This is a genomic window from Allokutzneria albata (assembly GCF_900103775.1).
Taxonomy (GTDB): Bacteria; Actinomycetota; Actinomycetes; order Mycobacteriales; family Pseudonocardiaceae; genus Allokutzneria; species Allokutzneria albata.
This window is the reverse complement of the sequence record NZ_LT629701.1, coordinates 4,247,883-4,267,823: the sequence shown is the minus strand read 5'-3', so window position 1 is coordinate 4,267,823 and position 19,941 is coordinate 4,247,883. Positions and strand designations below refer to the sequence as shown.

Below are 19,941 nucleotides of genomic sequence, written 5' to 3'. Positions count from 1 at the left end.
GATGACCGAGACCCCCGCCGACACCCGGGCCACCGCGCCGGGGACGGCAGCCCCGGGATCGACCGGCCCAGGATCGACAGCAGTCGCCGACTTCGGCATCGACACCGCCCAGCGCGGCGTCCACCAGGCGATCGGCGACTACTTCGCCAGGCTCTCCGGCGGCCAGCTCGGCGTGCTGCCCGCGCTGGGCGGCCTCGTCGTGCTGTTCACCGTGTTCACCGTGCTCTCACCGCAGTTCCTGACGCTGGGCAACATCGCCAACCTGCTCACCCAGGGCGCGGGCATCACGGTGATCGGCATGGGCCTGGTCTACGTGCTGCTGCTCGGCGAGATCGACCTGTCCGCGGGCACCGCCTCCGGGGTCACCGCCGCGGTGTGGGCGCTGCACCTGAAGGTGGACGGCAACCTGCTCGGCGGCATGGGCTCGTGGGTCTTCTACCTCACCCTCGTCGCGATGGCGCTCAGCGCCGGGATGGCCGTGCTGACCAAGCTCTACGTCGCCGCGATCCCGCCGGTGCTCGCCCTGGCGCTGATGCTGATCGGCCTGCCGGCCAACCCGTGGCTGGAGATGCTGTTGGCGCTGTGCATCGGCACCGCGATCGGCTGCCTCACCGGGTTCCTCGTGGCGAAGGTCGGCATCCCGTCCTTCGTCGTGACCCTCGCGCTCTTCCTCGCGTGGCAAGGCGTCGTGCTGCTCTACATCGGTGAGGGCGGCACGCTCGCGGTGAACGACGAGGTGCTGTTCAACGTCGCCAACGGCAACCTCTCGCCCCTGGCCAGCTGGCTGCTGTTCGTCGTCGCGGGCGCCGGGTACGCGGCCGTGGTGCTCGGCAGGCACTTCGGCAGGCTCAGGCGCGGCCTGGTCGTCCAGCCCACCGTGCTGGTCGGGGCCAAGGTCGGCGTCATCGTCGTGCTCGGCGCCGCGGCCACCTACGCGCTCAACCTCAACCGCAGCCCGAACGAGGCCGTTGTGATCCAGGGCATCCCGTACGTGGTGCCGATCGTGCTCGGGCTGCTGGTGCTGGGCACCTTCGTGCTCGACCGCACCCGCTACGGCAGGCACGTCTACGCGGTGGGCGGCAACGCCGAGGCGGCGCGGCGCGCGGGCATCGACGTCACCAAGGTCCGGATGAGCGTGTTTGTCATCTGCTCGACCGTGGCGGCAATCGGCGCGATCATCCTGTCCTCTAAGGTCGGGTCGGTGGACCCCCAGGCGGGCGGCGGCAACACGCTGTTGTTCGCGGTCGGCGCGGCGGTCATCGGCGGCACCTCGCTGTTCGGCGGCAAGGGCCGGGTTCGGGACGCGATCGTCGGCGGCGCCGTGATCGCGACCATCGAGAACGGCCTGCGCCTGCTCGGTGAGCCCGCCGCAGTGGTGTCGATCGTCACGGGCCTGGTGCTGCTGCTCGCCGCGAGCGTGGACGCGCTGTCCCGCCGCCGCTCGGCAGCGGCCGGCGTGCGCTGACGCGGTACGGGTCCCACCTTGGGGGAGTGACACGAAGGAGGGCGGGGCCGTCACACCGACAGCGGGAACGAGGCCGGACGAGGTCCGCAGGCACAACCGCGCGGCCCTGCTGCGCAGGCTGCACCTGGACGGCCCGGCCACGCGGGCCGAGCTGGCCGCCGAACTGGGCCTCAACCGCAGCACCATCAAGGCGCTGGTCGACGAGCTGAGCGCGGTGGGGGTGGTCTCCGAGGAGGTCCCCACCCACCGGCACGGCGCCGGTCGGCCCTCGCTGCTGGTGCTGCCGCAGGCCGAGGCGGTCCCGGTGCTCGCGGTGGACGTCGGCGTGGAGCAGGTCTCGGTCGCCCTCGCCGGGGTCGGCGGGCGGCTGCTCGGCGTGCGCAGCTGGACGGTGCGCCGCGGCCAGGGCACCCCGGGGGACGTGGTCGAGGAGATCGGCCGCGCCAGGGTCGACCTGGTCGACGAGCTGGGCTGCGAGCCGACGCGGGCCGGGGTGTCGGTGCCCGGGGTGGTGCGCCGCTCCGACGGGCTGGTGCACGAGGCCCCGAACCTGCACTGGACCGGCGTGCCCTTCGGCTCGCTGCTGGGCGACGCGCTGAGCCTGCCGGTGGACGTCGGCAACGACGCCGACCTGGGGGCGCTGGCCGAGCACACCAGGGGAGTGGCCCGCACCGCCCAGGACGTCGTGTTCCTCTCCGCCGACGTGGGCGTCGGCGGCGGGGTGATCCTCGGCGGGGTCTCGCTGCGCGGCCGCGGCGGCTACGTCGGCGAACTCGGCCACATGGTGGTCAACCCGGCCGGGCGGCAGTGCTACTGCGGCTGCCGGGGCTGCCTGGAGACCGAGATCGGCGAGGACGCGCTGTGCCGGGCGCTGAACCTGCCCGCGGGCACGCCCCGGCCGATGATCGTCGCGGAGCTGCGCTCGCTGGCCGCCGACCCCGAATCGGCGCTGCACCGGCTGGCCGGGTTCGCGGAGTGGCTGACCCTGGGGCTGACGAACGTGCTGAACCTGCTGGCGCCCGAGCTGGTCGTGCTCGGCGGGCTGCTCGCCGTGCTGCCGCCCGCCGTGGTCTCCTCGGTCACCACCGAGGTGCGGAGCAGGAGCCTGGTCGGCCGGGCCGCCGGTTCGGTGCGGCTGGCCACCTCGGCGCTCGCCGGGGACGCCGCCCTCGTCGGGGCCGCCGAACTCGCCTTCGAGCGCGTGTTCGCCGTCAGCTGAACGCGGTCGACTCGGGCGTGTCGCCGTTCGCCGACAGCTGAACCGCGCCGGACAAGCCGACGGGCGGGGATCCGGTTGAGGATCCCCGCCCGTTGTCGTGGGCTGTCAGTTGGAAGGTCTCGATCAGCCGAGTCAGCCTTGGACGATCTGCGCGGCGAGCTCACGCAGCTTCGTCTCGTGCTCGCGGGCGTGGTGCCCGCAGAACAGCAGTTCACCGCCGGAGGCGAGAACAGCGCGGACTTGGGCAGCGGCCCCGCAGCGGTCGCAGCGGTCGGCAGCGGTCAGCTCGGGGCGGGTGAGTGTTCCAGGCATTTCGCGTCTCCCCTCGTCCCGGTACCGGAGGGATTCCGGTACCCGATGATCCAGCTGCGACCACCGGATCCTTGCGGGATCGCGGTGCTCGCTAGCTCCACTCTTACAGACGTTCGGCACGTTCCCGGTGTTCCCGTACCGCCGGCGACGCCCGTCACGCCTGATTTACCCAGATGTCGCAGAGCCCAACACGGCCCGTGGCCGAACCGCGTCTTTTCATTGATCCACTTGACGCCGAAAGCCCACCGCGGACTCCGGTGACGCTCACAGTAAGCGTTGGTACGTGGCCGAATCGTGACCGACACGACGCACCACCTCCCCTGTGCCTGCCCCCGTGGGCTCCCGCGCTTGCAACCCCATCTTTGCCACGCCGCGGCCCCGCTGTCCACAGTGGTTTCCCGGGTTGTAGTCCGAGGAGGACCAGGGGTAAACCCCGATTTCACCCGGCAGCGGGACTGGCACGGTCGAGGTGAGGAAGGGAGTCGCCTGTGGCTTGCCGGGACTGTCGCACGTGCACCGACGCGGCGCTGGTGCGTCTGGTCAAGTGGTGTTTCGCGGTGTTCTGCTACGTCATCACGATCGGGGTGCTGTACGTGCTCAAGCACGGACTGCGCAGGCACTGCCCACAGTGCGGGCACGTTCTGGGCAACCACCGCCGTCGCTCGGACGGGTCGTTCAAGGACTAGGTCCGTCGGGCTACAGCAGTCCCGCGGCGACCTGCTTGGCGCGTTTGGCCGCGTCGGGGTCGCGTTGGATCCCCGCGACCACGATCGCTCCGTCGACCAGCAGCAGCAACTGATCGCCGAGCACCCGCCCGCGCTTGGGGGCGGCGTGCTCGGCGAGTTCGCGCAGGTACCCCAGCACGGCGTCCTTGTGCGCCCGCACCGCTTCGGCCACCGCCGAAGAGTGCGCGCCCAGCTCCCCGTGCGCGTTGATGAACGCGCAGCCGCGGAAGTCGTCCTTGGCGAACCACTCCGTCAGCCAGTCGAAGACCGCGAGCACCCGCCCGCGCGGCGTCCTGCGCCCCTCGTCGACGTGCGCGGCGAGATCGGCCCGCCACCGCTCGTCCCGCGCGCGCAGGTAGGCCGCGACCAAGTCCTCTTTGGACCGGAAGCACTGGTACAGCCGCTTCAGCGAGACCCCGGCCGCCCCGCGCACCTCGTCGATGCCGACCGCCTGGATCCCGCGCTCGTAGAACAGCCGCTCGGCCGCCGCCAGCAGCCGCGCCCCGGCCTCCTCGGTGTCCACCCTGCCCCTTCCCTGGAGAACGAACGTTCTCTACAGTACCGCGAGAACGCTCGTTCTCCGTTGTCCGCCAAGGAGGAAGTCATGGCACTGGTTCCCCCGTTCACCCACGAGACCGCGCTCGCCAAGGTGCAGGCCGCCGAGGACGCCTGGAACACCAGGGACCCCGACCGGGTCGCGCTGGCGTACACGCCCGACTCCCGCTGGCGCAACCGCTCCGAGTTCCTCACCGGCCGCGAGGAGATCCGCGCCTTCCTCCGTCGCAAGTGGACGAAGGAGCGGGAGTACCGGCTGCGCAAGGAGCTGTGGGCCTTCTCCGGCAACCGCATCGCCGTGCGCTTCCGCTACGAGTGGCACGACGCCGACGGCCAGTGGTGGCGCAGCCACGGCAACGAGATGTGGGAGTTCGACGCCGACGGCCTCATGCGCACCCGCGAGGCGAGCATCAACGACATCCCCATCGCCGAGTCCGACCGCGAACTCACCACCCCCGTTTCACCCTGAACGACTCATTCGGTGCGTTCAAGTACCTCACTGACTCATTCAGTGCGAAGCGGCGGCGATGGGGTCACCCACGGGTAACGCCGGCGCGCGGATCCGCGCTGCTTGGCGCACCATCGGTGGGTTGACCCGAGCGAGGGAGGCCGCCGTGCGCAAGCCCTTGATGATCGGCGTGGCCGCCCTCGCGCTCGTCCTGCTCAGCTCCTCGGTCCGCGGTGGCGAGCCGCCGCACCTGGCGGTCGGCCCGGGTGCCCCGGCGGTGTTCCACGGCGACGGGGCCGCCGAGGTGGGCATCGCCAAGGAGTCCGGTGTCGGCGTCGTCCAGCTCGACTGTCCACAGTGCACAGGCAATGTCGTGTTGCGCTCGGACGGCCAGGAAGGCTTGCTGGTCAACGAGATCGGCCCGTACCGGGGCAAGCGGTGGTTCGACCTGCACGCCGACAGCCGGACCACTGCGCTGACGGTGACCGCCACCGGGCGGTGGACGCTGACGGTGGGCGGCACCGATCTCGCCGGGGTGCGCGCGGACCAGGCGGCCGGAGCCGGGGACGACGTGGTGTTCCTGACGCGGCCGGTGCGCTCGGCGGCGGTGGCGCACTCCGGGGAGGGCAACTTCGTGGTGCACTCCGTGGAACTGGCCACCGGGCGGGTGAACCTCGCGGTCAACCGGATCGGCGCGTTCGCGGAAACGGTGGACCTGCGCGGGCCCGTGCTGCTCCAGGTTCGCTCGGCCGGGCGGTGGAGCGTCCACGCCTCCTGACACGACGAAGGCCCGCCCCCACGAATCGGGGCGGGCCTTCGTCGTGAAGCGGCCTAGTCGAGGTAGTCGCGCAGCACCTGGGACCGGGACGGGTGGCGCAGCTTCGACATGGTCTTGGACTCGATCTGGCGGATGCGTTCCCGCGTCACGCCGTAGACCTGGCCGATCTCGTCGAGGGTGCGGGGCTGGCCGTCGGTGAGGCCGAAGCGCAGCCGCACCACGCCCGCCTCGCGCTCGGACAGCGTCGCCAGCACCGACTGGAGCTGGTCCTGCAGCAGCGTGAAGGACACCGCGTCCACGGCGACGACCGCTTCGGAGTCCTCGATGAAGTCACCCAGCTGCGAGTCGCCCTCGTCGCCGATGGTCTGGTCCAGCGAGATCGGCTCGCGGGCGTACTGCTGGATCTCCAGGACCTTCTCGGGGGTGATGTCCATTTCCTTGGCCAGCTCCTCCGGCGTGGGCTCGCGGCCCAGGTCCTGGAGCAGCTCGCGCTGGATGCGGCCGAGCTTGTTGATGACCTCGACCATGTGCACCGGGATGCGGATGGTGCGGGCCTGGTCGGCCATGGCGCGGGTGATGGCCTGGCGGATCCACCACGTGGCGTAGGTGGAGAACTTGTAGCCCTTGGTGTAGTCGAACTTCTCGACGGCGCGGATGAGGCCGAGGTTGCCTTCCTGGATGAGGTCGAGGAAGGCCATGCCGCGGCCGGTGTAGCGCTTGGCGAGGGAGACCACGAGGCGGAGGTTGGCCTCCAGCAGGTGGTTCTTGGCCCGCTCACCGTCGCGGACGATCCACCGCAGGTCCCTGCGCAGCTGCGGGGCCAGCTTCTCGTTCTCGTCCTCGGCCTTGCGCAGCCGCTCGGCCGCGTACAGGCCGGCCTCGATGCGCTTGGCCAGCTCGACCTCCTCCTCGGCGTTGAGGAGGGCGACCTTGCCGATCTGCTTGAGGTAGGCCCGGACCGAGTCGGCGGAGGCGGTCAGCTCGGCGTCCTTGCGGGCCTGCCGCAGCGCCTCGGACTCCTCCTCGTCCCAGACGAAGTCCTCGCTGCCCTTGGCGGGCGGCGCTTCCTCGGCGGGCTCGTCGGCCGCCAGGTCCTCGGTGAGGTCGACCTCGACGTCGGTGAGGTCGGCGTCGTCCGGGCTGCCGTCGAGGTCCGGCTCGTCGCCGTCGCCGGCGCTCTTCGTCGTGGCCTTCTTGGTGCCCTTGGCCGACGCGGCCTTCTTCCCGCCCGCGGCCTTGGTGCCCTTGGCGGCGGTCTTCTTGGCGGTGCCCTTGCCCGAGGCGGCCGTCGACGGCTTCGTCGCGGTCTTGCCAGCCGCGGTCGCCGTGGCGGCCCCCTCCTCGCCCTCGGCAGTCACGGTGGCCTTCCTGGTCGAGTTGGCGCCACCAGCGGCGGCGGAGCTGGAGCGTCGGGTTGCGATTTCTGCGGCTGCCACGTACGCCCTTTCGCGGAGATGGCTCAACGGCAGACCAAGGGCGCGAAGCTCGGTCGCCGGCGTTCTGGGGGTCGTGCCTGACGGGTCTCGCCCGTGGGCACTGTTCCATTGTAACGACGAAGCCGGATCGGGGTTGCGTCCCGATCCACCCTGAATCCGGCTCGATCGCATCAGTGCAGGCAGATCAGGCTGTCAGCCGCTGAAAACACGGCCCGAAAAGACTCAGGGACGAAGACCGGCGCAGGCGGCGGCCGCGGCGCCGACGATGCCCGCGTCGTTCTTCAGCGTCGCCGGGACGATCGGGGTGCGCACGTCCAGCAGCGGCAGCCACTTGTGCGCCTTCTTGCTCACCCCGCCACCCGCGATGATCAGGTCCGGCCAGACCAGTCCTTCGAGGACCTGGAGGTAGCGGTTCACCCGGGCGGCCCACTGCTCCCAGGAGAGGTCCTTGTCCTCCTTGACCGAGGCGGCCGCGCGCTTCTCCGCGTCGTGCCCGTCGACCTCGAGGTGGCCGAACTCGGTGTTGGGCACGAGTTTGCCGTCGAGGAACACCGCGCTGCCGATACCGGTGCCGAAGGTCAGCAGCACCACGACGCCGTCCTTGCCCGCCCCGGCGCCGAAGCGCATCTCGGCGAGCCCGGCCGCGTCGGCGTCGTTGAGGACCACGACGTCCTCCTTGGGCCGGCCGAGGCGCTCGGCGAACAGGGCGGCGGCGTCCGTGCCGATCCACGCCTTGTCCACGTTGGCCGCGGACAGGGCGACGCCGCGCTTCATCACGCACGGGAGCGTGACGCCGACCGGGCCGTCCCAGGAGAACTTGTCCACGATCCCCGCGACCACGTCCGCGACCGCGTCCGGGGTGGACGGCTGGGGGGTCGGGACCCGCAGGCGTTCCCCGTCCAGGGCGCCGGCTTCGAAATCCACGACACAGCCCTTGATGCCGGAGCCGCCGATGTCGACCCCGAACCCGCGCGTGGCGCTCATCCCGTGGTCCCTTCCTGTTCGATTCAGATGGGTGGTGGCCAGACCATAGAGGATTGCCCGGCCGAGCTGGGCATTGCTTCGGGCTCCTGTGGTCGTATGGAGGCCGTGAACCCCGACTTCGAACCTCTCCGGACCACGGCCGTCACCATCGGCACCGAGGCCGCCGAACTGGTCCAGCGCCTGCGCGGCGGTCCCGGCGGCTTCCACGGCGAGGTGGACACCAAGAGCACCGAGACCGATGTGGTCACCGCGGCGGACAAGGCCTCCGAACGGCTCATCCGCTCCCGGTTGGCGCAGCTGCGGCCGGGTGAGGCGATCCTCGGCGAGGAGGGCGGGGCCGATCCGGGCGCCGGGCGGCTGCTCTGGGTCGTCGACCCCATCGACGGCACCGTGAACTACCTCTACGGCCTGCCCTGGTACGCCGTGTCCATCGCGGCGCAGCTCGACGGTGTGTCGGTGGCCGCGGCGGTGGTCGAGCCCGCCAGCGGCCGCGTGTGGAGCGCGGTCCGGGGCGGGGGAGCGACCCTCGACGGGACTCCGCTGCGCGCCTCGGCGACCACGCGCCTGGAGCTGTCCCTCGTCGGCACCGGCTACGCGTACGCGGTCGAACGCAGGGCCCGCCAGGCCGACGTGTCCGCGGCGCTCGCCCGGCACACCCGCGATCTGCGGCGCACCGGCTCCGCGGCGCTGGACCTGTGCGCGGTCGCGGCGGGCTGGCTGGACGCCTACTACGAGCACGGCCTCGGCCACTGGGACTGGGCGGGCGGTTCGCTGATCGCCGAGGAGGCGGGCGCGCTGGTCCGCCTGCCGGACGGCACCGAGGACGGGCTCGGCGGCGACATCACCCTCGCCGCGGCGCCCGGCATCGCCGTGGACCTCGCCGAGGCGCTGCGCGCGGCGGGAGCGGCGAAGATCTGACCTTTCCGCCAGGCCGGACAACGTGAAAGGCCCCCGCCGTGGGCGGGGGCCTTTTCGGACGTCTGCCTGCCGGTTGTCAGCAGTAGGCGGTGCGGGCCGCCTTCACCAGAGCCTGGTCCAGCGACGGCGGCGCGGGGGCGGCCTGCTGGCCCCCGCTCTCCGGCTGCTGCTCGGACCAGATCTTGAGCTGCTCGAAGATCTGCTTCGCCTCGCTGCCGGGGTCGACGCCGGTGAACTTCTTGCCCAGCGCCACGTCGATGCTGCCGTCCTGGCGCTCGTCCCGGACGAACTGGGCGCACGGGAGCAGGAAGCTCATGGTGCGCGCGGCGGACGCCCCGTTCGGGCCGAACCGGATCTGCCCGCGGCAGTCGAGGTCCTGGTTGACGTAGACCGGGTCGTCGGAGGGCTCGTTGGCCTTGTTGAAGCCCAGCTCGACCAGCCGCTCGGCGACCTGGCTGGCCAGGCCGCGCTTGCCGCTGCCGTTGAGCACGGTCACCTTGATGTCGTTGGGGGCGATCGGATCGGTGCGGTCCAGCGCGTCCAGCGGCAGCGCCTGGCCGGGCTTCGCCTGTGCCGTGCTCGCCCCGGGTTTCGCCGGGCTCGGGGCGGGGCAGCGGACCGCGGCCTCGACGTCGGCACTGGTGCTGAAGACCTTGGTCCACACGGACACAGCGAGGACACCAAGCACCGTCAACAGGATCAACGCGGGGACGGGCTTGCGCTTGCGATAGCCCGCCGGACCGATGATCTGCCTCACACTCGCGGCAGCCAAGACCTCTCGTCCTCCCCCACGTCGGTCCGCTCGGACGCTCCCACGGCAGGGACTGGCTCCGATATGGACACTGCTCTCACCGCCTAGCCTAGGCCGTTTCACCGACACCGGTCACATCGGTTCCCCGTGCGTGTCGCGGCGAATCGGGCACATCCGTTCCGCCTCCAAGACGTTTCGCCACCCGCGTTCCGACGTCGGAGTGCGCAACAACACACCCCTGGGGCAACCGGGTGAGCCATCGCGCGTTCCCGGCTTCGGTGAGCTACCCTCTGCGCGCTCCGGGGGCATCGTTGGCACTCCACGCGCGGACCGGAATCGCGCGCGGGTTCCACCACACCGGATTCACGAGACCGCCGTCACGTAAACGGCGGGCACAAATTGGTGCGCTCGGACGTTGTCCAGCGGCACGAACACACAGTCTCAGTTGACCGCAGGGGTGAATGACTAATGGCGACCGACTACGACGCTCCGCGCCGTGGTGAGACTGACGACCTCGCCGAGGACTCGTTGGAAGAGTTGAAGGCTCGGCGCAACGAGACTCAATCCGGGGTGGTCGATGTCGACACCGACGCCCCGGACGAGAACTTCGAGCTGCCCGGTGCCGACCTCTCCGGCCTCTCCGGCGAGGAACTCACCATGAAGGTGGTGCCCAAGCAGGCTGACGAGTTCACCTGCGCGAGCTGCTTCCTCGTGCACCACCGCAGCAGGCTCGCCGAGGAACGCGGCGGCCAGCTGATCTGCCGGGACTGCGCCTAGCACTGGGCACTGGCACGCCCCCGGGACCCGGCGCAGGGTCTCCCGCGAGGGAAACGGGGCGGTCCGGTGCTCAGCCGGTCCTGCGGCCGCCGTGCTCGCGCAGCACGGCGGCGAGGCGCTCCGCATCGCGGACGCTGAACAGCCAGTACGGGGTCGGATCGTTCTCGTCGGTCAGCTCCATCAGCACGACGGGACCGATCCATCCGCGGTGCACCACGAAGGCGGCCGGGTCCAGGTCGCGGCCGAGCGCGGGCCGCTTCTCCGCCGCGGTCAGCGTCGTCACCTCGCCGACGAACTCCAGCGGCAGGTGGGCATCGCCCACCCACAGCTCGCCGTCGCGCACCTGCACGCGCACCCTGCCGAGCCAGAACAGCACCCAGACCACCAGCGGCACGGTGACCAGGTAGGGCAGCCAGGAACGGATGCCCGGGTTGCCCATGTGGATCTCCGCTGCCAGGATCACCGCGGCTGCCAGCGGCAACGGCCAGCCCCACCACGGCACCGACAGGCGCTCGGCGAACAGGGGCTCGTCCGTCTTCTTCCCGGCCGTGTTCGCGCTGCCGGTCTCGGTCCCACTGGTGCTCACGCCCCCAGGGTAGTCTCGCCGGTCGTGTCCAGCCTTGAGGTGCTCCTGACCCGCACCGACCCCGGTGTCCCGCTGCCCGCCTACGCGCGACCCGACGACGCCGGCGTCGACCTCGTCACCACCACCGACCTCGTGCTCGCCCCCGGCGAACGCGGAGTGGTGGGCACGGGGATCGCGGTGGCCCTGCCCAGTGGCTACGCCGGGTTCGTGCACCCCCGCTCCGGGCTGGCCGCCCGTGCCGGGCTCAGCGTGGTGAACACGCCGGGCACCATCGACGCCGGTTACCGCGGGGAGATCCGGGTATGCCTGGTCAACCACGACGTGCGGGAGCCGATCGTGCTGCGCCGGGGCGACCGGATCGCCCAGCTGGTGGTTCAACGTGTTGAGCACGCCGTGTTCCGTGAAGTCGGGTCCCTGCCAGACTCCGAGCGCGGCGCGGGTGGATACGGCTCCACCGGCGGCCACGCGGTGCTTGAATCGGCAGACACGGCTACGGAGGTCTGAGGAGATCATGTTCGGTAGGCGCCGCCGCGAGCGGAAGCAGGCGGAAGAGCAGGCCAGGATCGAGGCGCAGGCCGCGGAGGAGGTCGGCGAGGACGGCCCCGAGGGCCCGTTCGACGAGGCCGACGCGCCCCAGGACGAGATCTCGCGACTGGACCTCGGCTCGGTCCGGGTCCCGGTGCCCGACGGGTCCCAGCTGCAGGTCGAGGTCGGCCAGGACGACGGGGAGCTGCGCGCGGTGCACGTGGTGACCCCGGTCGGCAGGCTGACCGTGAGCGCCTACGCGGCGCCGCGCACCGGTGACATGTGGCGGGAGATCGCCAAGGAGCTGGCCGACCAGCTGCGCGGCGAGGGCCACCGGGTCGTCAAGGAGCGCGGGGTCTGGGGCGACGAGGTCTCCGCGGAGATCGCCAACGAGGACGTCGCGCTGCGCTTCGTCGGTGTGAACGGCCCGAGGTGGATGCTGCGCGGCGTGACCGCGGGCCCCCGCGAGAGCGCGGACGACGCCGCCGAGCTGCTGCGCGAGATCCTGAAGCTGACCGTGGTCGTCCGCGGCCAGGCCCCGATGCCGGTGCGCACCCCGCTGCCGGTGGAGCTGCCGGACGCGATCGCCCAGCACCTCCAGGCCCAGCAGTAAGTTCCCGGCGTTCAGCGGCGCCCGTCGGCGCGGAGGTAGGCGAGCAGGGCCGCGCGCCCGAGGGACTCGCGGTCCGCGCCGAGGGCGCTGAGCGTGCTCACGCCCAGCGCCGACCTCGGCAGGGCGCGGTGCCAGTCCATCGCCACCTGCAACGGGTGCAGCGGATCGTCGACGCACGCGACCACCCCGGCGGGCACGGTGATCGTCGAGAGCTCGGCGAGCGTCGGGGCCGGGGTGGCCGCCGCCGCGTCCAGCACGTCCGCCAGCCCGGCGCCGTGCCGGGTCCAGGAGCGCCGCAACTCGGCCGCCAGCCACGGGTCCACGCCCGCGCACGCCCGGTCCAGCGCCTCGGACAGGCCCAGCTCGCGCGCCGAGGCCGCGCCGAGGCGGGCCGCCACGGCCGCGGGTTGATCCGCCGATCGGCCGATCCACGCGGGCATCGCGAGGAGCAGCCCGATACACCTGTTCGGGTTCTTCACGGTCCACGCCGCCGCCAGGTGCGCGCCGAGCGAGATGCCGCCAGCGAGCACCGGGCCCTGTTCCGCCGCTTCGCTCAGGGCCGAGACGTGCTCGCCGGGCAGCCCCGGACCTGGGGTGATGAGGGGGACACCGAGGGAGCGCAGCGGCCCTTCGAAGACCGCGCGGACGAACTCGTCGTCCGATCCTGCTCCCGGCAGCAGTACCGCCCGTGGACCCGATGCGGACCGCGTGAGCGTCATGACAGATGATCCTGCCTTCGTCGGGGTCGGCCGACACCGGCGCATGGCTACTCTGGATCCGACGACCCGTGCAACGGGTCCCTACGGCACGGGAGCAACCAGCATGGGTGGCAACGGTGGTGGCTATCTGCGCCGCCTCATCCGCCGTCTGACCAGCGACGTCGCTGAGTTGGACGCCGATGACCTCTCGCGGAAAGCGGAGGCGCAGGGCGCTCGGCGTGCGTGTGACTGCCGTTCCGGTGAAGAGGTCACCGTGGTAGGCAGGTTACGCAGCGTCGAGCTGTGTCCGAAAGACGCGGTCGCGACGCTGGAGGCCGAGCTCTACGACGGTACAGACGGTGTGGTGCTCGTGTGGCTCGGACGCAGGCGTATCCCTGGTATCGAGCCCGGGCGGACGATAAAGGCACGAGGCCGGCTCGCTGTGCGGGACGGGCGCAAGGTCCTTTACAACCCTTACTACGAACTGCAGACGACATGACTGAACCCACTCAGACCCCCGAGTCCGCCGAGAAGGCAGGGCGCGCCGAGCCGACCCTGCTGGAGCAGATGGGCGGCCTCGCCGGTCTGATCTCGTCGACCATCCCGGTCGTCGCCTTCGTCACCATCAACTCCCTCGCCGGGTTGCAGCCCGCGATCTGGGGGGCGCTCGGCGTCGCGGCGTTGATCGCGGTGTGGCGGCTGGTGCGCAAGGAAGCCCTGCAGCCCGCCGTCTCCGGTTTCCTCGGCGTCGGCATCTGCGTGTTCATCGCCAACCAGACCGGGGAGGCCAAGGGCTTCTTCCTGTTCGGGATCTGGGCCAGCCTCGTCTACGGCGGGGTGTTCCTGGTGTCGGTGCTGGCGCGCTGGCCGCTGGTCGGGGTGATCTGGTCCACGCTCAACGACACGGGCTTCGCCTGGCGCCAGGACAAGTCGGCGCGGCTGGCCTACGACATCGCCACCCTGTCGTGGGTGCTGGTCTTCGGCGCCCGGTTCGTGGTGCAGCGCTACCTCTACAACGCGGACGAGACCGGGTGGCTGGCCGTGGCCAGGCTGTCCATGGGCTGGCCGCTGACGATCCTCGTCGGCCTGGTCACCGTCTGGGCGGTGCGCCGCGTCGGCAGGATCGAGAAGTCGCACGCCCAGGCCTCCAGTCCCGCCACCGCCTGATCCAGCCGGGGTTCCCCGGGCTCCGAGAGGACCGGGGAACCCCGCGCCGGGTCAGAAGCCGAGGGCGGAGCGGATGTCGGCCTCGACGTCGTCGGTGGCCACGAACAGGAGCTCGTCGCCGGCTTCCAGCGGGTCGTCGCCCTGGGGCACGATCACCCGGCCGCCGCGCAGCACGGTGACCAGCGCGGCGTTGCGGGGCAGGTCGAGGCTCTCGATCGTGCGCCCGGCCAGCGGGGTCTGCTCCGGCAGCGTGACCTCGACCAGGTTCGCCTGGCCCTGCCGCAGCGTCATCAGCCGTACCAGGTCGCCGACGGTGACGGCCTCCTCGACCATCGCGGCCAGCATCCTCGGGGTGGACACCGCGACGTCCACGCCCCACGCCTCGGTGAACAGCCACTCGTTGCGCGGGTCGTTGACCCTGGCGACGACGCGCCGCACGGCGAACTCCGTCTTCGCCAGCAGCGACACGACCAGGTTGACCTTGTCGTCCCCGGTCGCGGCGATCACCACGTCGCACAGCTCGATCCCGGCCTCCTCCAGCGAGGCCAGCTCGCAGGCGTCGGCGTGCACCCACTCCGCCTGCTCCACGGTCTGCGGCTCGAAGTGCTCCCGGTCCCGCTCGATCAGCATGACCTGGTGGTTGCTCTCCAGGAGCTCGTGGGCGATGGACCGGCCCACCGCGCCCGCTCCGGCGATGGCGACGCGCATCAGTGACCCTCCTCCGGCGACTCGGCCGCGGCCTTGGCGACCTCGGTCACCGTTCCGGACAGCGCCGCCACGTAGATCGCGTCATCGGCCTGGACCACGGAGTCGGGCCGGGGGAGCAGGCCGGTGCCGAAGCGCATGATGAACGCCACCCGCGCGCCGGTCGCCTCCTCCAGCTCGCTGACCGGGCGGCCCACCCAGTCCTCGTGCACCGGCAGCTGGAGCACGGCGACGGTGCCGGACGGGTCCCGCCACGCCGACGCCGTGCCCTCCGGCAGCAGCATCCGCATGAACCGGTCGGTCGTCCACGGCACGGTGGCCACCGTGGGGATGCCCAGCCGCTCGTAGACCGCGGCCCGCTTCGGGTCGTAGATCCGGGCGACGACGTGCTCGACGCCGAAGGTCTCCTTGGCCACCCGGGCGGAGATGATGTTGGAGTTGTCCCCGTTGGACACCGCGGCGAACGCGCCCGCCCGCTCGATGCCCGCCTCGACGAGCACCTGCCGGTGGTAGCCGATCCCGGTCACCTGCTGGCCGTGGAAGTCGCTGCCGAGGCGGCGGAACGCCTGCGCGTTCTTGTCGATGACGGCGACGGAGTGGTCCAGCCGCTCGAGCCCCTTGGCCAGCGACGAGCCGACCCGCCCGCAGCCCATGATCACCACGTGCACGATGTGCCCTCCTGCCGACGCGGCTGTCGCACCGTAGCTTCCTCCGTCGCATCACTCGCCTCATCCGGGCGAATCACCCGGACGGGACTCAACCTACCTACGGCTGCTCCGTCTTGGTGAGCGGACCGAATACCCTTCGTCGCGTGTCCAAGTTCGCTACCGCGGCGAAGCGCCTCCTCCTGGGGCGTCCGTTCCGCAGCGACCGGCTCTCGCACACGCTTCTGCCGAAGCGGATCGCGTTGCCGGTCTTCGCCTCCGACGCCTTGTCCTCCGTGGCATACGCGCCCGAGGAGATCTTCATCGTCCTCTCGGTGGCCGGCCTGTCCGGTTACGTCTTCGCGCCGTGGATCGGCATCGCCGTCGCTGTGGTGATGCTCACCGTGGTGTTCAGCTACCGCCAGAACGTGCACGCCTACCCCTCCGGCGGTGGTGACTACGAGGTGGCGATGGTCAACCTCGGCCGGTACGGCGGGCTCACCGTCGGCAGCGCGCTGCTGGTCGACTACATCCTCACCGTCGCGGTGTCGATCTCCTCGGCGATGGCGAACCTGGGCTCCCTCATCCCCTACGTCGCCCAGCACAAGGTGGCCTTCGCGGTCGGGGCGATCGTCCTGCTGACCGCGGTCAACCTGCGCGGGGTCCGCGAGTCGGGCAGCGCCTTCGCCATCCCGACCTACGCGTTCATGCTCGGGATGATCTTCATGATCCTCTTCGGCATGCTGCGCGGGTTCGTCTTCGGCGAGGAGATGGTGGCCGAGAGCGCGCACCTGGAGCTCAAGGCGGAGAACGACCACCTGATGGGCCTGGCCTTCGGGATGCTGATCCTGCGCTCGTTCACCCAGGGCTGCGCGGCGCTGACCGGCGTCGAGGCGATCAGCAACGGCGTGCCCGCCTTCCGCAAGCCGAAGTCCCGCAACGCGGCCACCACGCTGCTGATGATGGGCGGCATCGCCGTCACCATGCTCATGGGCCTGGTGGTGCTCGCGCAGCTGACCGGCGTGAAGATGGCCGAGCACCCGGCCGAGCAGCTGGTCGGGGCGCCCGAGGGCTACCAGCAGAAGACGATGGTGGTGCAGATCGCCAACGCCGTCTTCGACGAGTTCCCGGTCGGCGCCTTCTTCATCGCGGGCGTGACGGCCCTGATCCTGGTGCTCGCGGCGAACACCGCGTTCAACGGCTTCCCGGTGCTCGGCTCGATCCTGGCCCAGGACCGCTACCTGCCGCGCCAGCTGCACACCCGGGGCGACCGGCTGGCCTTCTCCAACGGCATCGTCTTCCTCGCCGGGTTCGCGATCCTGCTGGTGATCCTCTACGAGGCCGAGGTCAGCAGGCTGATCCCGCTCTACACCGTGGGCGTGTTCGTCTCGTTCACGTTGAGCCAGGCGGGCATGGTGCGGCACTGGAACCGGCTGCTGTCCTCGGAGACCGACGAGGCGGCCCGCAAGCGGCTCCTGCGGTCCCGGCTGATCAGCGGCTTCGGCATGGCGATCACCGGCGTCGTGCTGGTGGTCGTGCTGATCACCAAGTTCACCCTCGGCGCGTGGATCGCGATCGTCGCCATGGCAGCGGTCTTCGTGCTGATGACCGGTATCCGCAGGCACTACGACCACGTCGCGGAGGAGCTGGCCGCCGCGGAGATCGCAGTCGGCAAGGCGATGCTGCCCTCCCGCAACCACGCGGTGGTGCTGATCTCCAAGCTGCACCTGCCGACGATGCGCGCGCTGGCCTACGCGCGGGCGACGCGGCCGGACGTGCTGGAGGCGGTCACGGTCAACGTCGACGACGTCGACACCAGGAAACTGGTCACCCAGTGGGAAAAAGAGCACATCAAGGTGCCGCTGAAGGTGATCGAGTCGCCCTACCGGGAGATCACCAAGCCGGTGCTGGACTACGTGAAGCGCATCCGCAGCGACAACCCGCGCGACGTGGTCACGGTGTTCATCCCGGAGTACGTGGTCGGCCGCTGGTGGGAACAGGTCCTGCACAACCAGAGTGCGTTGCGGCTCAAGGGAAGGCTGCTGTTCCAGCCCGGTGTGATGGTGACCAGCGTGCCGTGGCAGCTGGTGTCCTCGCAGCGGGTCCGCGACCGCGCGGTGGTCGCCCCCGGCGCGGTGCGACGTGGGCTCGGCGAACAACGATCTACGAGGAATCCTCAGCGTGACACCAAAAACTGACTGGACCGGCCGCAGGATCGAAGTCGAGGTCGGTGCGGTCGCCCACGGCGGCCACTGCGTCGCCCGGCACGACAACCGCGTTCTCTTCGTGCGCCACGCGTTGCCGGGCGAGGTGGTGGTCGCGGAGGTCATCGAGGACAAGGGCGGCTCGTTCTGCCGCGCGGACGCGGTCGAGGTGCTGCGTCCTTCCGCGGATCGCGTCGATCCGCCTTGCCCCGTGGCGGTTCCCGGAGGTTGCGGGGGTTGCGACTTCCAACACGCCACGCCCGCGGCTCAGCGCTCGTTGAAGGCCTCGGTGGTCCAGGAGCAGCTGAAGCGCTTGGCGGGCTTGGAGTGGGACGTCGAGGTGGAGGCGCTGGCGGAGAGTCCGCTCGGCTGGCGCACCCGCGTTCGGCTCGCGGTGGACCGTGACGGCCGGGCTGGGCTGCGCGGCCAGCGGAGCCATCGGGTGATCCCGATCGACGACTGCCCGATCACCGTTCCCGGCGCGCTGCCGAAGGTTCTGGAGCAGCAGTGGACACCGGGCGCCGAGGTCCAGGTGACGCACGACGGTGACGGCTCCGTGCACGTGACGGAGCTGCAGCGCGATGCGGAACCTCGGCTCGCGATGGGCACGGGGACCGCCGTGGAGCACGCCGCGGGCCGCGATTGGCGGGTGGACGCCAATGGTTTCTGGCAGGTTCATCCCGCTGCCGCGGACACCCTGGTCTCGGTGGTCACGGAGTTCGCCGACACCGTTGCCGGTGCCACGGTCTGGGATCTGTACGGCGGGGTGGGCTTGTTCGGTGCCGCGCTCGCGGAGCGGGTCGGGCCGACCGGTTCGGTGACCGTCGTGGAGACCTCGACGGAGGCGGTGGAGTCCGGCCGTCGTGCTTTGGCGGACCTGCCGCAGGTGAAGTTCGTGCGCGGCAAGGTGGAGCGGGTTCTCGGATCGTCCGAAATGGACGGTCAGTGGCCGGATGCCGTTGTGCTCGACCCGCCCCGCAAGGGAGCCGGTCGCGCGGTGGTGGAGGCCGTCTGCGACAAGTCGCCTCGCCGTGTCGTGCACGTCGCCTGCGACCCCGCTGCCCTCGCGCGCGATGTCGCGGACTTCGCGGCCAACGGCTACCGCCTCGCCGCACTCCGCGCGTTCGACGCGTTCCCCATGACCCACCACATCGAATGCGTGGCCCTCTTCACCGACTGAGCTCCCTCCTTGCCAACGACGTGCCGGAGGATCAGGCGGTGATGAGGGCGTCCACGGCGGTGGGGGCGAAGACGGCGTCGGCGCTCAGGCCCGCCAGGCCGACCAGAGCGGCCTGATCGCCGAGCCGGGCGGGGGAGATGCCGCGCAGGCCGAGGAGGGCCACCGGGTGCGCGGCGTCCAGCACGGCCTCGCGGACCGCGTCGACGAACTGGGGGAGAGCGCCGATCGGGCCGCCGAGGCGGAGCTGCTGCGGGTTGATGATGCTGACCACGGTGGCCAGCACGCCGCCGAGCAGCCTGCCCGCCTCGGCGACCAGTTCGACCGCCTCGGGGCGGTTCTGCTCCACCTGCCGCACCACGTCGAGCAGCGTGCGCGCGCCGCTCGGGCGCAGACGGCGGACCAGGGCCCGGCCGCTGGCCACGGCGGCGAGACAGCCGGTGCGCCCGCAGCCGCACCGCTCCTCGTGGCCTGCCAGCTTGATGTGCCCTATCTCGCCCGCGCTGCCGGTGACGCCGCGGTAGGGGCGGCGCCCGAGCACCACGCCGCTGCCGATACCGGTCGCGACCTTCACGCCGAGCAGTGTGGTCTCCGGCGCCCCGTCGGCGAGGTGTTCGCCGAAGGCCAGCGCGTTGGCGTCGTTCTCCACCAGCACGGGCACGTCCAGCTGGGCGGAGAGCGTGTCGTGCACCCACGTGCCGGACCACCCGGGCATGGTCGGCGGGGCGGTGTTCGAGCCGGACGTGGGGTCGACCTGGCCGGGCACGCCCACGGCCATCGCGCAGAAGTCGTCGGCGCGCCCGGTGCTCTCGAGCAGTTCCCGGCTCAGCTCCAGCACGCGGCGCAGCACGGTGACCGGTTCCTGGCGCGTGGGCACGCGTTCCCGGCGGCACGTGAGCACGCTCGCGGTGAGGTCGGCGACGGCGACGGTCAGGTGGCTCACGCCGATGTCGGCGACCACGGCGCAGCGGCCGGTCTCGTCCGCGGCGAGCAGTTCGGCCCGCCGACCGCCGCTGGAGGCCTGGTGGCCCACGGTGCGCAGCAGCCTCAGCCTGCCGAGCGCGTCCAGCCGTTCCACCATGGTGGCGCGCGAGAGCCCGACCCTGGCCTGCAGCTCCTGCCGGGTCATCGGGCCGCCCCTGCGCAGCGTCTCCAGGACCTGCCCGGGGGAGGCGGGTCCCGTTGGGAACTTGTCCGCGGCGTTGACGTCGACCTGCACACCACCTATCTTGAGCCACCCGCACTTATGTCTAG

Annotated in this window: 23 protein-coding genes; 13 read left to right on the top strand and 10 right to left on the bottom strand. The window is 71.2% G+C overall.

The features are described 5' to 3' along the window. Position 1: 1 nt before the first annotated feature. Both BLT28_RS18820 and BLT28_RS18815 read left to right on the top strand, forming a co-directional pair. Complete coding sequence (locus BLT28_RS18820; protein ID WP_030430964.1) at positions 2-1,465, top strand: sugar ABC transporter permease; 1,464 nt, start codon at positions 2-4, stop codon at positions 1,463-1,465. A gap of 106 nt (positions 1,466-1,571) precedes the next feature. Continuing rightward, a complete protein-coding gene (locus BLT28_RS18815) occupies positions 1,572-2,684 on the top strand; it encodes an ROK family transcriptional regulator (protein ID WP_052407614.1) in 1,113 nt (370 codons plus the stop codon). 132 nt (positions 2,685-2,816) lie between these two features. Here BLT28_RS18815 and BLT28_RS18810 read toward each other — a convergent pair whose 3' ends face one another. After that, a complete protein-coding gene (locus BLT28_RS18810; RefSeq protein ID WP_030430966.1) occupies positions 2,817-2,996 on the bottom strand; it encodes a DUF7455 domain-containing protein in 180 nt (59 codons plus the stop codon). A gap of 488 nt (positions 2,997-3,484) precedes the next feature. Between BLT28_RS18810 and BLT28_RS18805 the strand changes: the two genes are divergently transcribed. Beyond that, positions 3,485-3,682 carry a hypothetical protein gene (locus BLT28_RS18805; protein ID WP_030430967.1) on the top strand — a complete coding sequence of 66 codons (198 nt, stop codon included), beginning with the start codon at positions 3,485-3,487 and terminating at the stop codon, positions 3,680-3,682. 10 nt (positions 3,683-3,692) lie between these two features. On the opposite strand, the gene BLT28_RS18800 is transcribed toward BLT28_RS18805, so the two are convergent. Next, the gene (locus tag BLT28_RS18800) at positions 3,693-4,244 is read right to left on the bottom strand and encodes a TetR/AcrR family transcriptional regulator (RefSeq protein WP_030430968.1); all 552 of its coding nucleotides are present in this window, start codon (positions 4,242-4,244) and stop codon (positions 3,693-3,695) included. An 81-nt stretch (positions 4,245-4,325) separates the two neighbouring features. Between BLT28_RS18800 and BLT28_RS18795 the strand changes: the two genes are divergently transcribed. Together BLT28_RS18795 and BLT28_RS18790 are read left to right on the top strand one after the other, a co-directional pair. Then, positions 4,326-4,745: a nuclear transport factor 2 family protein gene (locus BLT28_RS18795; protein ID WP_030430969.1), complete on the top strand. Its 420-nt coding sequence runs from the start codon at positions 4,326-4,328 to the stop codon at positions 4,743-4,745. 145 nt (positions 4,746-4,890) lie between these two features. Continuing rightward, on the top strand, positions 4,891-5,502 hold the full coding sequence (locus BLT28_RS18790) for a hypothetical protein (RefSeq protein WP_030430970.1): 612 nt from the start codon (positions 4,891-4,893) through the stop codon (positions 5,500-5,502). A gap of 53 nt (positions 5,503-5,555) precedes the next feature. On the opposite strand, the gene BLT28_RS18785 is transcribed toward BLT28_RS18790, so the two are convergent. Further along, a complete protein-coding gene (locus tag BLT28_RS18785; protein WP_083383850.1) occupies positions 5,556-6,923 on the bottom strand; it encodes an RNA polymerase sigma factor in 1,368 nt (455 codons plus the stop codon). Positions 6,924-7,160: 237 nt separating this feature from the next. Further along, complete coding sequence (ppgK, locus tag BLT28_RS18780) at positions 7,161-7,922, bottom strand: polyphosphate--glucose phosphotransferase (protein WP_030430972.1); 762 nt, start codon at positions 7,920-7,922, stop codon at positions 7,161-7,163. Between the two features lie 96 nt (positions 7,923-8,018). On the opposite strand from ppgK, the gene BLT28_RS18775 reads away from it, so the two are divergent. Then, positions 8,019-8,840, top strand: coding sequence for an inositol monophosphatase family protein (locus BLT28_RS18775; RefSeq protein WP_030430973.1), 822 nt, complete (start codon positions 8,019-8,021; stop codon positions 8,838-8,840). A 76-nt stretch (positions 8,841-8,916) separates the two neighbouring features. Here BLT28_RS18775 and cei read toward each other — a convergent pair whose 3' ends face one another. After that, positions 8,917-9,597 (bottom strand): envelope integrity protein Cei, encoded by a 681-nt coding sequence (cei, locus tag BLT28_RS18770; RefSeq protein WP_156051180.1) that lies wholly within the window; start codon positions 9,595-9,597, stop codon positions 8,917-8,919. Between the two features lie 462 nt (positions 9,598-10,059). On the opposite strand from cei, the gene BLT28_RS18765 reads away from it, so the two are divergent. Then, a complete protein-coding gene (locus tag BLT28_RS18765) occupies positions 10,060-10,368 on the top strand; it encodes a DUF4193 domain-containing protein (protein ID WP_030430975.1) in 309 nt (102 codons plus the stop codon). A gap of 70 nt (positions 10,369-10,438) precedes the next feature. Here the strand turns inward: BLT28_RS18765 and BLT28_RS18760 are convergent, their stop codons facing one another. Then, on the bottom strand, positions 10,439-10,891 hold the full coding sequence (locus BLT28_RS18760; RefSeq protein WP_030430976.1) for a DUF3093 domain-containing protein: 453 nt from the start codon (positions 10,889-10,891) through the stop codon (positions 10,439-10,441). An 87-nt stretch (positions 10,892-10,978) separates the two neighbouring features. Here BLT28_RS18760 and dut point away from each other — a divergent pair, with 87 nt between their 5' ends. Further along, the gene (dut, locus tag BLT28_RS18755) at positions 10,979-11,458 is read left to right on the top strand and encodes a dUTP diphosphatase (protein ID WP_030430977.1); all 480 of its coding nucleotides are present in this window, start codon (positions 10,979-10,981) and stop codon (positions 11,456-11,458) included. Positions 11,459-11,465: 7 nt separating this feature from the next. Then, positions 11,466-12,092: a DUF3710 domain-containing protein gene (locus BLT28_RS18750; protein WP_030430978.1), complete on the top strand. Its 627-nt coding sequence runs from the start codon at positions 11,466-11,468 to the stop codon at positions 12,090-12,092. An 11-nt stretch (positions 12,093-12,103) separates the two neighbouring features. On the opposite strand, the gene BLT28_RS18745 is transcribed toward BLT28_RS18750, so the two are convergent. After that, on the bottom strand, positions 12,104-12,811 hold the full coding sequence (locus BLT28_RS18745) for an alpha/beta fold hydrolase (RefSeq protein ID WP_030430979.1): 708 nt from the start codon (positions 12,809-12,811) through the stop codon (positions 12,104-12,106). 103 nt (positions 12,812-12,914) lie between these two features. Between BLT28_RS18745 and BLT28_RS18740 the strand changes: the two genes are divergently transcribed. Both BLT28_RS18740 and BLT28_RS18735 read left to right on the top strand, forming a co-directional pair. Further along, positions 12,915-13,289, top strand: coding sequence for an OB-fold nucleic acid binding domain-containing protein (locus BLT28_RS18740; protein WP_030430980.1), 375 nt, complete (start codon positions 12,915-12,917; stop codon positions 13,287-13,289). Then, the gene (locus BLT28_RS18735) at positions 13,286-13,957 is read left to right on the top strand and encodes a DUF3159 domain-containing protein (protein ID WP_043812455.1); all 672 of its coding nucleotides are present in this window, start codon (positions 13,286-13,288) and stop codon (positions 13,955-13,957) included. Before BLT28_RS18740 ends, BLT28_RS18735 begins: the two co-directional genes overlap by 4 nt. Positions 13,958-14,008: 51 nt before the next feature. Here the strand turns inward: BLT28_RS18735 and BLT28_RS18730 are convergent, their stop codons facing one another. Together BLT28_RS18730 and BLT28_RS18725 are read right to left on the bottom strand one after the other, a co-directional pair. Beyond that, positions 14,009-14,665, bottom strand: a complete 657-nt coding sequence (locus tag BLT28_RS18730; protein WP_030430982.1) for a potassium channel family protein — start codon at positions 14,663-14,665, stop codon at positions 14,009-14,011. Beyond that, positions 14,665-15,330, bottom strand: a complete 666-nt coding sequence (locus BLT28_RS18725) for a potassium channel family protein (protein ID WP_030430983.1) — start codon at positions 15,328-15,330, stop codon at positions 14,665-14,667. Before BLT28_RS18725 ends, BLT28_RS18730 begins: the two co-directional genes overlap by 1 nt. Before the next feature lie 143 nt (positions 15,331-15,473). Here BLT28_RS18725 and BLT28_RS18720 point away from each other — a divergent pair, with 143 nt between their 5' ends. Beyond that, positions 15,474-17,504 (top strand): APC family permease, encoded by a 2,031-nt coding sequence (locus BLT28_RS18720; RefSeq protein ID WP_030430984.1) that lies wholly within the window; start codon positions 15,474-15,476, stop codon positions 17,502-17,504. Then, positions 17,488-18,690 (top strand): class I SAM-dependent RNA methyltransferase, encoded by a 1,203-nt coding sequence (locus BLT28_RS18715; protein ID WP_156051182.1) that lies wholly within the window; start codon positions 17,488-17,490, stop codon positions 18,688-18,690. The genes BLT28_RS18720 and BLT28_RS18715 overlap by 17 nt, the downstream gene beginning before the upstream one ends. A 31-nt stretch (positions 18,691-18,721) precedes the next feature. Here BLT28_RS18715 and BLT28_RS18710 read toward each other — a convergent pair whose 3' ends face one another. Beyond that, complete coding sequence (locus BLT28_RS18710) at positions 18,722-19,906, bottom strand: ROK family protein (RefSeq protein ID WP_052407598.1); 1,185 nt, start codon at positions 19,904-19,906, stop codon at positions 18,722-18,724. Positions 19,907-19,941: the final 35 nt, after the last annotated feature.

What these genes read in the sequence shown, in the direction of transcription:
- BLT28_RS18745 (WP_030430979.1), bottom strand. Translation starts at nt 12,811, where the DNA reads ATGACGCTCACGCGGTCCGCATCGGGTCCACGGGCGGTACTGCTGCCG.
- ppgK (WP_030430972.1), bottom strand. Translation starts at nt 7,922, where the DNA reads ATGAGCGCCACGCGCGGGTTCGGGGTCGACATCGGCGGCTCCGGCATC.
- BLT28_RS18750 (WP_030430978.1), top strand. Translation starts at nt 11,466, where the DNA reads ATGTTCGGTAGGCGCCGCCGCGAGCGGAAGCAGGCGGAAGAGCAGGCC.
- BLT28_RS18775 (WP_030430973.1), top strand. Translation starts at nt 8,019, where the DNA reads ATGGAGGCCGTGAACCCCGACTTCGAACCTCTCCGGACCACGGCCGTC.
- BLT28_RS18735 (WP_043812455.1), top strand. Translation starts at nt 13,286, where the DNA reads ATGACTGAACCCACTCAGACCCCCGAGTCCGCCGAGAAGGCAGGGCGC.
- BLT28_RS18740 (WP_030430980.1), top strand. Translation starts at nt 12,915, where the DNA reads ATGGGTGGCAACGGTGGTGGCTATCTGCGCCGCCTCATCCGCCGTCTG.
- BLT28_RS18730 (WP_030430982.1), bottom strand. Translation starts at nt 14,665, where the DNA reads ATGCGCGTCGCCATCGCCGGAGCGGGCGCGGTGGGCCGGTCCATCGCC.
- BLT28_RS18820 (WP_030430964.1), top strand. Translation starts at nt 2, where the DNA reads ATGACCGAGACCCCCGCCGACACCCGGGCCACCGCGCCGGGGACGGCA.
- BLT28_RS18810 (WP_030430966.1), bottom strand. Translation starts at nt 2,996, where the DNA reads ATGCCTGGAACACTCACCCGCCCCGAGCTGACCGCTGCCGACCGCTGC.
- BLT28_RS18765 (WP_030430975.1), top strand. Translation starts at nt 10,060, where the DNA reads ATGGCGACCGACTACGACGCTCCGCGCCGTGGTGAGACTGACGACCTC.
- BLT28_RS18795 (WP_030430969.1), top strand. Translation starts at nt 4,326, where the DNA reads ATGGCACTGGTTCCCCCGTTCACCCACGAGACCGCGCTCGCCAAGGTG.